We start from the raw sequence: 10,312 nt of genomic DNA on the forward strand, positions 1-10,312 counted from the left end.
AGTGTTCAAGGATGAATCTCATGCATAAGTTTACGATCTTCATGCTTCTGACAGCGACGCCCGCCTGGCTTCGCCTCTCACGCCCGGAGCGCAACAGAATTGCCGGAGAAACGCTGACCGGCGCACTGGCTGGGCTTGACGTCACGCACCAGCATTTCGACGCAGAGGCATTTTGCGGTGTCTGCAGCGATGTCGCCGTGTTCGAGACCGATGATCTTGGCGCCTATTATTGCGTAATCGAGCGCCTCAGAGACACGGCGATCTTTCGCGAGCCATATTTCGAGGTCGTCCAGATCATACCCGCGATCGGCGACGGCTTCCGCCAGTTCGAAGATCGCGAGGCCCCCTATGCAGCTTGACGGAAAAAAGGTTCTGATAACGGGGGGCAGCCAAGGCATTGGCCTGGCGCTTGCTATGCAGTGCGCCGAGGCCGGAAGCCATGTCGTGATTTGCGCACGCGACAGGCAACGTCTGGAAGACATTGCCGGATCGAGCCCCGGGCAGATTGATATCATCCAGGCCGACCTCAGCCTTCCCGGCGATGTGCAACGGCTCGTGGCCGAGATCGGGACACATCACGCCGACCTCTCGGTGCTGGTCAACAATGCCGGGGTGCAACATTATGCCGATTTCTTTACGGACCAACCCGATCGTGAGCCCAATGCCATCGCGCATGAAATGACGGTGAACTTCAACGCCGCCGCGCAACTCTGTCTGGCCCTTATCCCGATCCTGCGCAGACAGGAGGAATCCGCCATCGTCAATGTTTCTTCCGGACTCGGGTTGGCGCCCAAGAAATCGGCACCGGTTTATTGTGCCTCCAAGGCAGCCATTCGCAGTTTCACGAAGGCGCTTCGCTATCAGGCCGAAGACGCGGGATCCAATATGCTGGTCACGGATGTGATCATGGCGCTCGTCGAAACGAAGATGACGCAAGGCAGGGGCGCGGGCAAGATATCCCCTGAGCAGGCAGCGGCGGCCATTATCCAGGGCATAAACACGGAACGACGCGAAATATGGGTCGGCAAAACCAGATTGTTGCGGGCCATTCAACGAGTGTCGCCGTCTGCCGCGGAAAGGTTGATGCGCAACGGATAGCGCCAAGAGCGTGAGAAGCCATGTCTCCCGCCATGAGCGATAGGCATGGCCCGAGACACAAATTCGACAAACCACGTTGACCCGGAATATACCGATCGGTATATTCCGGGTATGGCACATCAAAACACCACCAGAACGGCTCTGCTTGAAAAAAGCCTCCGCCTCTTTGCCGCCCAAGGCTATGAAGGTGTCGGGGTGCAGCAGATCTGCAATGATGCCGGCGTTGGAAAGCCGACGCTCTACCACTATTTCGGCTCCAAGCTCGGGCTGCTCGAGACCCTGCTGGAAGAGCGCCTTGCGCCTTTGCACGCAGCGCTGGAGCCGGTGTCTGACACTGAGGCGTTCGACCGGACGCTTGTCGCCCTGGCGCAGAGGACATTTGATTTTGCCCGGGAGGAGCCCCTGCTCTATCGCTTCTATCTGACGCTCTGGTTCGCGCCGATCGACAGCGAGGCGCGTCAGGCAGCGCAGCAGCATCACCAGCGCCATTTCGAAGCGATCGATGCCCGTTTTCGCACCCAGGAACTGGCAGCCGGAGCCCCGACGGGCCGGCACAGAATGTTGGCCGCATCCTTTCTCGGCATGCTCAACAACCATATCGGCATCGCGCTCAACAGTTTCGCGACGTTGAACGCCCGCTCGGCCAGCGAAACGGTTGGCATGTTCCTGGATGGCGCACTGTCGCCGGCCGTTTCTTCCGATGGAGAATAGCAAGAATATGTACCAATCAGTATACAGGCGCGATATCGCGTTGCCCGCCTGGATCGAACATGCCGTGTTCTGGCACCTTTATCCGCTCGGTTTCGTCGGCGCAGACATTCGTCCGGCAGCGCCGCCCTTGCCGGCGCATCGGCTCGACCATCTGCTGAACTGGCTCGACTATGCGGTCGAACTCGGCGCCTCCGCCCTGTTGCTCGGACCGATCTTTGCGTCCGCCACCCATGGCTACGACACCACCGACCATTTCCGCATCGATCCACGGCTCGGCGATGAGGCGGATTTTGACAGGCTGGTGGCTGAGGCGCAGGCACGCGGCCTGCGGGTCGTTCTCGACGGCGTGTTCAATCATGTCGGGCGCAGCCACCCTTTTGTCCGCGACGCGCTGGAGCACGGCGGATCATCACCGAAAGCGTCATGGTTTCGCTACACGCCGGAGGGCGAACTTGCCACCTTCGAGGGGCACCATGGTCTCGTTGCGCTCAACGGTGAAAATCCTGAGGTCGAGGACTATGTCCGCACGGTCATGACCCACTGGCTCGACCGTGGCATCGCCGGCTGGCGGCTGGACGCGGCCTATGCGATGGCGCCGGATTTCTGGGGGCGGGTGCTGCCGGGCGTTCGCGATCACCACCCGGATGCTTTCATCTTCGCCGAGATGATCCATGGCGACTATGCCGGTTTCGTCCAGGCGAGCGGCGTCGACAGCGTGACCCAATACGAACTCTGGAAAGCCATCTGGAGCGCGCTCAACGATAAAAACTTCTTTGAACTGAGCTGGGCGCTCGATCGCCACAACGGATTTCTCGACCATTTCATTCCGCAGACATTCGTCGGCAATCATGACGTCACGCGGCTGGCGAGCCGTCTCGATGATGTGGCCACGCTGGAACATGCACTCGCCGTGCTCGCGGTGGTCGGCGGCATCCCCTCGGTCTATGCCGGAGACGAGCAGGCCTTTCATGGCATCAAGACAGAAGGCGAAGGCGGAGACGATGCTGTCCGCCCGGCCTTTCCCGAGCGCCCGCAGGACCTCTGGCCGGATGGCTGGCCGATCTATCACCGCCATCAGGAGTTGATTGGCCTCAGACGCCGCCATCCCTGGCTGGTGCGGGCGCGCTCGAAAACCGTTCTTCTCGAAAACACCCGCCTCGTTCTCGAACTGGCGGATGCCGGGCGACGGCTTTTCTTCGCGCTCAATCTCGGCGGCCCGACCTCGTTTTCCGTGCCGGACGCAAGAGGCGTTCTGGCCGGGCGCGATGCGCATCTTTGCGGAGCCGGCCACGACGCACGACTTCATCTGGCCGAAAAGGGTTGGGCCGTCCTGTCCACCGCGCTTTGCTGACGCGATTGTCGCGGGCGGTTTTCCTGGCAACGATCGAATAAGAAGGAGGCGTGATGCCATGCAGCGCATGAGGATGACGGCGTGGATCGCCTTCGCGATCGCCGTTTGCATTTACGGGGCGATGACCGTCTGGACCCTGCCGGCCATCAGCCAGGCGGCCGGCGGGCTCATGCCCTTCGATATGCGGCCGGGCGGCTATTCCCGCGGCGAGGCGCAGGCGTTTCTCGCGGCCCTTTCGCCGCAAGGTCGCGCGATCTATCTCGGCCCGCAACAGCGCCTCGATCTCGTCTATCCCGCCGCGCTCGCCCTCACGCTTGGCATTGCGCTTTATCTGCTGGCGCCTTTCAACCGGTTCTGGAAGGGGCTGCTCGCTATGATCCCAGTGCTTGGCATGGTCTTCGATTATCTCGAAAACGCAGCCGTCAGGGCCATGCTTCTGGTGGGTCCTTCCGGGCTTCAGCCGGGACAGGTCGAGACCGCCAGCCTTCTGACAACGGCCAAGGTCATCTTCGATAGCGCCGGCTACGGCCTTGTTCTCGTTTTCCTGATCCTCTGGGCGCTGCGGCGGTGGCGCAGGGTATCTGCGCCCCAGGCATGAAAGAACACGCTCGCGCCCGCCGGTTTTAGCCGGGAATGCCTTTCGGGTTGTCTCGCGCGGTGTCATCCGCCTCCTGCGCCTTGCGGAAGGCCGCCGGGGTTTTGCCCGTTACGCGCCGGAACGAGGTGTAGAAAGCGGACTTGGAGTTGAAGCCGACATCATAGGCGACCTCGAGAACCGAACGTGTCTCGGAAGACAGCAGGTTCTTTGCCTCGCCGATGCGAAAGCCGTTGACGAATGCGTAGAAGGACTGGCCAAGCGTTTCGCTCAGTGTCTGCGAGATATAGTTGGGCGCAACGCCGATATGCTGCGATAGCGACCAGAGCGAGAGATTGGCGTCCCGGTAAAGCCGTTCCTCCCGCATCGCGGCGACGAGCTTGTCCGCGATCCGCTGCTGCATCGCGCGCGACAGCGCGCTTTTTTCATATTTGCCGCTTTCGACGGTCTGCGTTGGCGCCTCATCCGGCGGCAGCAGTCCCGGTCGCTGGCGCAACCCCCACACGCCGAGCACCATCACGATCAGCACAGACCAGAGGCGGTCGACAACCACCGGCACCACGGCCCATCCGAGCGGATCGAAAAGAGCGGCATCGATGAGGTTGAGCAGGGCATAAAGGGCCACAATGCCCATCAGCCAGTTGATCCAGTAGAGTTCCAGCCGCTCGGTGCTGGCATGAAGATCGCAGAGTCGCTTGCGATAGGCGGTCAGCCGCCGGTACATCAGCACGACATAGACCAGCCACAGCATAAATGTCACCGGGCCGAGCAATCGCCAGATGCCAAGAAGAACGGAAAGCGCCACCGGCAACGGCATTCCGGTTTCGGCGGCGGAAAACAGGCCGTTGCGAACTGCCACCGGAAGCAGGGCCATAGCAATACCGGCGACGGCGGCCAGGGCGGGCAGGATGAAATGTCTGCCCGACGGTCGGTCGTGCGGAGCGTCCGGCTCCCGCGTCAGCGCCAGCACGTAGAAATAGAAGAGCGGCGCCAGCAAGGTGCTTGCCGGCGCGAAAAGCCCCCACACCAGTGAGGAATAGACATGCCCCGCGAGCGTGGTCTCGTCAAAGCGCAGAGGCAAGGGCGAAATAATGAAGAGCAGAACGAACAAGCAGCCGAGCAACCGGGCGCTTGCATGAAACCGCGTCTGCCCGAAGGCCAGAAACGCCGAATAGAGCGCGACGACCGGTAGGGCGGTATCGGCGATGATTTTGAACTGGTCGATCAAGGTCGGTGCCGGCGTGTGTTTCGTGTGTTGAGCGCTCTGTTTAGCCGTCCATTCCACTCACCGCAAACTCCGGCCGTTTGCGGAGGAAAGCCAGATGAAAGAGGCGGTTCGAGCCTGTCCAATGTCCTCGCCTGCCGGTCAGGACGACGCGACGGCGCCTGCGTCATAGCGCATCCGCGATTGAAGCGATCACGGATCTGGACACTTGAAGCAAACCCTCCTGCAATACAGAAATATCCTCGTCGTCGCCGTGCTGGCGCTGGCATTGTGCCTTTCGCAGAAAACGGTCGAAAGTTACGGCGATAACCTGCAGATCGCGCTTCCGGTCGCCGCATTCGGCTGCCGGATCGCAACCGGCGGCGGCGGAGACTATGCAGCGCGGTTTGTGGCGATGCTCGGCACGGTTCACCTCACAAAATGGGGGCTTGGCGACGCCCCGATCAACATCCGCCCCTCGGGAAGCCTTCACGGTTTTCCGTCCGGCCACATGGCGGCGGCAAGCTTCGGGGCGAGCAGCCTTGTCAATACCTGTATCCAAAGGTCGCCGGTGGTGAAAACCATTGTCATCCTGGCGGCATTCTTTGTCGGCGGCTCGCGCATCGAATCGGATTCGCATAATCTCTGGCAGGTTCTTGCCGGGGCGCTCTGGGCGCTGCTGTTCGAACGCAGCGTCAGGACAACCGCCGGCCGGCTCCGGCGACTGGCGCGCAAGCGAAAGGGCGTCAGAATGGCCGCAGGCACAAGCAAGGAGAACACCAGCCGATGAGATTTGCGGAATATGCAGAAAAGCTGATGGGCATGAACGACAGCACATGGCAGCGCCATGCCAATCTGTGGAGCGGCTGGAGCCGACTGACGGTCCTTCCGGCGATTGCGCTTGCCGCCTGGAGCCGGGTGCTGATCGGCCCCTGGGCCATCCTTCCGGCGATTGCGGCCATTGCCTGGGTCTGGCTGAACCCGAGGCTTTTTTCGCCGCCCGCCCGCAAGGACAATTGGATGACGCGCGGTATTTTCGGCGAACGGGTCTGGCTCAACCGGAAAAGCGTGCCCATTCCCGCCGGTCACGAACGCGCCGGCAATGTACTGAACGCGCTTTCGGCCGTGTCAGGCCTGGTTTTCATAACCGGTCTGATCTGGCTCGATGCGTGGGCGACGCTATCCGGCATGGCGCTGACCATGCTGCTCAAGCTTTGGTTCCTCGACCGCATGGCCTGGCTCTACAGCGATATCGAAAAGGTCAATGCCGACTATGCCGCATGGTCGTCTCGTCACACGCTTGCGTGAACATGGACAGGAAAACAGCGTGACCTGCTCCATAGGCAGAAAGGCGTGGTCCCCTGCGCATCAGCCGGACGGCCTGACACTGAAACCCACCCTTATCATTCGCGGGTCAGCAAGTGCCAATGAAGCATAAGAATGCACACCGAATCAATTTCCTGCATTTCACGCGAAATTAGATTATTATATCAATGACTTACAGAGCACCCCACAAGCCACGGGCATAAGCATGCAAATATGAAGCATAAACGTGCACACCCTTGAAAAGCCCGCCAGATCATCCCCATGAAAAAAGGCCCGCTAAGAGCGGACCTTCTCGCATTCGATATTCGCAAACTGTCTTGATCAGTCTTCCTGGTTGAGGAGCTCCAGTAGTCTGTCCGGCTCAAACAGTTCCTGGTAATCCGGAGCAGTAAACGGCGAAAAATCTCTCGGCGTCCCATGCATCTCAGCGAACGCGTCAACAAAGTGATCCAGTGAAATCCGAGCCTCACCAGCCCGTTTGCATCGGATGAAGGCAGCGATGATCAACTCGATAACGAGTCCCCAGCGATTTCCGCAAGCGTGGGAAAGACGTTGAAAGAAATCGGCGTTGGACAGAGGGTCGAAATCGATTTCGGCCTTCTTCGCGTATGCGTAGGCAAGTCCATTCAGCTCCTCGAGGTCAGCCTTGGGGTCAATCGGGCGAAAACGAACTGGCCGCAACAGGTGTCTCAGTTGTCGGCGCTCTTCTGGGCCGACCCGTTCAACATGCTGGGATAGGCCGTCCACCCCGGACAGGATCAGGATCATTGGCCAGCGAGGTTCCTTCATCAATGCCTTGAAGTTATCGAGCATGGTACGGTTCTTGGCACCGCCGGTATCGGTGAAAGCATGCTGTGCCTCGTCGTAATGGATACCGATGACGCCGTTTCGTTTGGCCTGTTTGAGGACCATTTCCCAGATCTGACGAGCTTGCTTCTCCTTTCCAGCGGCAGGATAGTCAAGCGCTTCCAATGTCGAACTGCCCAGGTCCGTCAACGAGTTCCGCGCCCACAGCCGGAGCTGGATAAACCGAGCCGGCCGACCGTCTGGCATCGGTGTGGCGCTGTCATTGAACGCCCTGATCAGGTGATCGATTTCACGCGACTTTCCCATTCGCGATTTTCCGGTAACGAGAAGACCGCGCGCTTCAAATGGTTTGCCGGACATTGCTTTCGCATAATAGTCCTCGAGACAACTGTTGAATTGCGTCCGCAGTTCCTGCGCTCGCGGAAACGGATAATGTACCTCTTTCAGCCGATTGGCGATACTGACCGTTTCCATATCGATGAATGTGTTCATGATCTCACTCCAGATCTTTGATCTGATTAGGGCGGCCGAGCAGCCCGCCATTCCGCTTTTCCGATCTCTTCTTCCGCTGCGTCTCGGGCTCTGATGCCGGGACCTGTGCTTCCTCCGTCGTATCGACGTGGTCAGATGCCGAAGCTTTAGTTTTCTCCGTCGAAACATCTGGGATGGCCGTCTCGTCAACGACCTGTCCAGCACCCTCGATTTTGTAGGTATTGGCCGAGTTGCCCGTGCTGATGTCCGTGATGGCATCGGGCGCCACGCCGAGATCAAGCCTGTCACGCGATGTGCTCGGAATGATTTTTGCTCCGGCGATAACCGCTTTCGCCTTTGCCTCGGCTTCTTCCATCGTCACATAGCTTCGCGGAAGTTTCTTTTCGACAGCGATTGTTTGCATGAGATCATGACGTGCTCTGCGCACCTGCATGATCCGGTCTTCATGAACTTCAATTGCCTGTTCACTTTCTTTTCGCCATTCGGCCATCACATCAAGGATTTGAACCAGCGTCAGGTCAGCAAACGCTGTGATTTGAAGGTAAACTTCAACAACAGTTCTGATCTTTGGCAGTACAACGGTCGCGGTGTTCATATCGTCCGGATCGACGAACACCGAAACTTTTCCATGAATTCGGTGCTCATCCCTGAGGCGCTGAAGCTCATCAGAATTGAACCAGATACCGGAGAAAGTCCTCACCCCCTCATCCTGCGGCTTGACCTTTTCTTCCCATCCCAATTGGATACGCCGACGGTTGGGATCGATCGGCGCGAAACAACCACGTTCCCGATTGATCTGATGGAAAACCTCAATTGGCTGCCTTCCCCACATGCCTGCGCCGTAATGCCGGGTAGACGGATACTCGTCGATGAAATATCGCGTCAAAATCCCGTAGAGCTGCTCCACGTTCAGCACGCCATAACTCGTCGCATCATATCCGGGTAGCTCTCCGGCCTTGCGGCCGGTGTATCCAGGAACGGTCTTCAGAACAGTGGACTCCAGCGTCCCAAACATCCGCTCCACGTAAGGCTTATCTGTTGATGCATAAGTGCGAGCGATCGTACTTGTGGCGCCCACTCCGACAAGTGACTTGATGACTTCCTGATTCCTCAGTCCGGTACCGTTGTCGGATTTGACATTCCCGAGACCAATGGCCGGCATCGGCTCCCCAGTGCATCCGTAGCGCTGGGCCTCCTTTTTCTTGTCACGCGTGGCCATCCGCAGGAGTGCCATCGTCGCGTCGGAACCCTGGTTTTCTGCAATCACCCACGCCAACGGCATGCGCGAAGCTACATCGATCGCACATAGAAGCTGCCATCGCTTTTTGATCTCCTCGTCTGTTTCTCTGAGAACAGCGCGGCGATCCGACGACAGCGTCGCCCACAGACCGATCTTCTTCGCAGTGGTGACGAGCGAAATCTTGCATTCATCGATCTCCACATACTCGCCGATCATAAGTGCCCGGATATCCGTGCTGCCGCGCCCTCTCTTATTGCGTGCGTGGCGCTCACCCATCGTGGCCACCTCGTATGCCGTCGGGCTGACCAGCATTTCGCAATGCGCTTTCACGGTCGCTGCCGCCGGTGTCACCAGCGGCGGTAACTCATTGCTCAGCCTCAGCGTATTCTTCTCTAAAATGAGAGTTTCCAGGCGATCACGAACATTGGCCAGAGAGGTCTTTTTGAGATCGAGGCCGCCCTCTTCCCACGCCTGCGTCATGAGTTCGCAGATTTCGTAAGTCAGGCGTGGCTCGCGATTGCCCTTGCGATCTTCACGGCACACCAGGGCCGCCAGCGGGTCGACGTCGGGCGGAAGATTCTGGTAGATTTTCAGATATTTCTGAAGTGTTCGCCCGTTGTACATAATCCAATGAGCAGCACAGCCGCCACGTTGCGCCTGGAGACGGATATTCTCGTCGAAATAAAGTTGGGCGACTTCCATGATCTGCCATCGATATTCGAGCTTTTCCAACATCCTGATGGACAGCTCCAGCCTTGGCTTCCCGTACTTCTTTTGCAGGCTTTCACGTAGGTGCTCCATGCCCTTGCACAGAGCATGATGATACTGAGCTACTTTCCTTTGCCGCGGAGAAAGCGATTCAACAGTTTCGAACCCCTCAAGTCGTGCTCGTACATCCGCAGATGAAGGATGCGCGCCGGGAACCAGCCTGGTTCCAGGCGCTTTCAATGCTGCGACGAAGGTGGAAAATGGAATTAGCCGCTCCTCCCCGCTTTCAATATCGACGGCAGAATAGCCGCCGTTGGACCGAGCCTTCACCTGGAACGTCCGTTTGTGAACGGAAATCTCAGTTCCGGCGGGCATCGTGTATTGAGGCGTGAGCGTCATGCTACGACCTCCAGACGCGAATTCTCCCAAAATACGTTATCGAGGTTCGCAGACAGTTTCCGTTTAGCGACAAGACGATAGCAGGAACGGAAGACGCGGTCCCTTTCGAGGGGCACACGAGGGAATAGATCCGACATGAGCCACAGCGTCGTCAGATCACGGGCCACATCAAGTACGATTTCATCAGCCTCAGGATCCGGGTCGAAAACGAAGTGATGCATCCTGAACAAATTCTCACGCCGCTGCCGTGTGAAATTGCTAGGCGGTGTGGACGGATTGCCGCAGTTTGAAGAAATGGGATTCCCCGGCTGAGCGTTGTCTGATTCATGGGATGTCGACTGATTGGAGGTCGACATGAGCACGAAGATGACAGAGGACGAC

At 58.6% G+C, this 10,312-nt stretch carries 10 protein-coding genes and 1 pseudogene; 7 read left to right on the forward strand and 4 right to left on the reverse strand.

What is annotated here, in order from left to right:
* Nucleotides 1–20: 20 nt before the first annotated feature.
* The 5 genes from FF124_RS09135 to FF124_RS09155 all read left to right on the forward strand — a co-directional run bounded on the left by FF124_RS09135 (nucleotide 21) and on the right by FF124_RS09155 (nucleotide 3,758).
* Nucleotides 21–359 carry a darcynin family protein gene (locus FF124_RS09135; protein ID WP_210237453.1) on the forward strand — a complete coding sequence of 113 codons (339 nt, stop codon included), beginning with the start codon at nucleotides 21–23 and terminating at the stop codon, nucleotides 357–359.
* Nucleotides 349–1,098 (forward strand): SDR family oxidoreductase, encoded by a 750-nt coding sequence (locus tag FF124_RS09140; protein ID WP_138748176.1) that lies wholly within the window; start codon nucleotides 349–351, stop codon nucleotides 1,096–1,098. Before FF124_RS09135 ends, FF124_RS09140 begins: the two co-directional genes overlap by 11 nt.
* A 111-nt stretch (nucleotides 1,099–1,209) precedes the next feature.
* Complete coding sequence (locus tag FF124_RS09145; protein ID WP_187326879.1) at nucleotides 1,210–1,809, forward strand: TetR/AcrR family transcriptional regulator; 600 nt, start codon at nucleotides 1,210–1,212, stop codon at nucleotides 1,807–1,809.
* A gap of 7 nt (nucleotides 1,810–1,816) precedes the next feature.
* A complete protein-coding gene (locus FF124_RS09150; RefSeq protein ID WP_246072330.1) occupies nucleotides 1,817–3,160 on the forward strand; it encodes an alpha-amylase family protein in 1,344 nt (447 codons plus the stop codon).
* A gap of 58 nt (nucleotides 3,161–3,218) precedes the next feature.
* A complete protein-coding gene (locus FF124_RS09155; RefSeq protein ID WP_138748178.1) occupies nucleotides 3,219–3,758 on the forward strand; it encodes a hypothetical protein in 540 nt (179 codons plus the stop codon).
* Between the two features lie 25 nt (nucleotides 3,759–3,783).
* Here the strand turns inward: FF124_RS09155 and FF124_RS09160 are convergent, their stop codons facing one another.
* The gene (locus FF124_RS09160; protein WP_138748179.1) at nucleotides 3,784–4,983 is read right to left on the reverse strand and encodes a helix-turn-helix domain-containing protein; all 1,200 of its coding nucleotides are present in this window, start codon (nucleotides 4,981–4,983) and stop codon (nucleotides 3,784–3,786) included.
* Nucleotides 4,984–5,188: 205 nt separating this feature from the next.
* Between FF124_RS09160 and FF124_RS09165 the strand changes: the two genes are divergently transcribed.
* Together FF124_RS09165 and FF124_RS09170 are read left to right on the forward strand one after the other, a co-directional pair.
* Nucleotides 5,189–5,749: a phosphatase PAP2 family protein gene (locus FF124_RS09165; RefSeq protein WP_138748180.1), complete on the forward strand. Its 561-nt coding sequence runs from the start codon at nucleotides 5,189–5,191 to the stop codon at nucleotides 5,747–5,749.
* Nucleotides 5,746–6,267: a DUF6653 family protein gene (locus FF124_RS09170; RefSeq protein ID WP_138748181.1), complete on the forward strand. Its 522-nt coding sequence runs from the start codon at nucleotides 5,746–5,748 to the stop codon at nucleotides 6,265–6,267. The genes FF124_RS09165 and FF124_RS09170 overlap by 4 nt, the downstream gene beginning before the upstream one ends.
* Nucleotides 6,268–6,606: 339 nt before the next feature.
* On the opposite strand, the gene FF124_RS09175 is transcribed toward FF124_RS09170, so the two are convergent.
* From FF124_RS09175 to FF124_RS20665, 3 genes and pseudogenes are all read right to left on the reverse strand, one after another.
* Nucleotides 6,607–7,584, reverse strand: a complete 978-nt coding sequence (locus FF124_RS09175; RefSeq protein ID WP_138748182.1) for an AAA family ATPase — start codon at nucleotides 7,582–7,584, stop codon at nucleotides 6,607–6,609.
* Between the two features lie 4 nt (nucleotides 7,585–7,588).
* On the reverse strand, nucleotides 7,589–9,931 hold the full coding sequence (locus FF124_RS09180; RefSeq protein ID WP_138748183.1) for a DDE-type integrase/transposase/recombinase: 2,343 nt from the start codon (nucleotides 9,929–9,931) through the stop codon (nucleotides 7,589–7,591).
* A pseudogene (locus FF124_RS20665) lies at nucleotides 9,928–10,312 on the reverse strand (hypothetical protein); the annotation flags it as partial. The pseudogene FF124_RS20665 and the gene FF124_RS09180, both read right to left, overlap by 4 nt.

Source organism: Martelella lutilitoris (assembly GCF_005924265.1).
Taxonomy (GTDB): Bacteria; Pseudomonadota; Alphaproteobacteria; order Rhizobiales; family Rhizobiaceae; genus Martelella; species Martelella lutilitoris.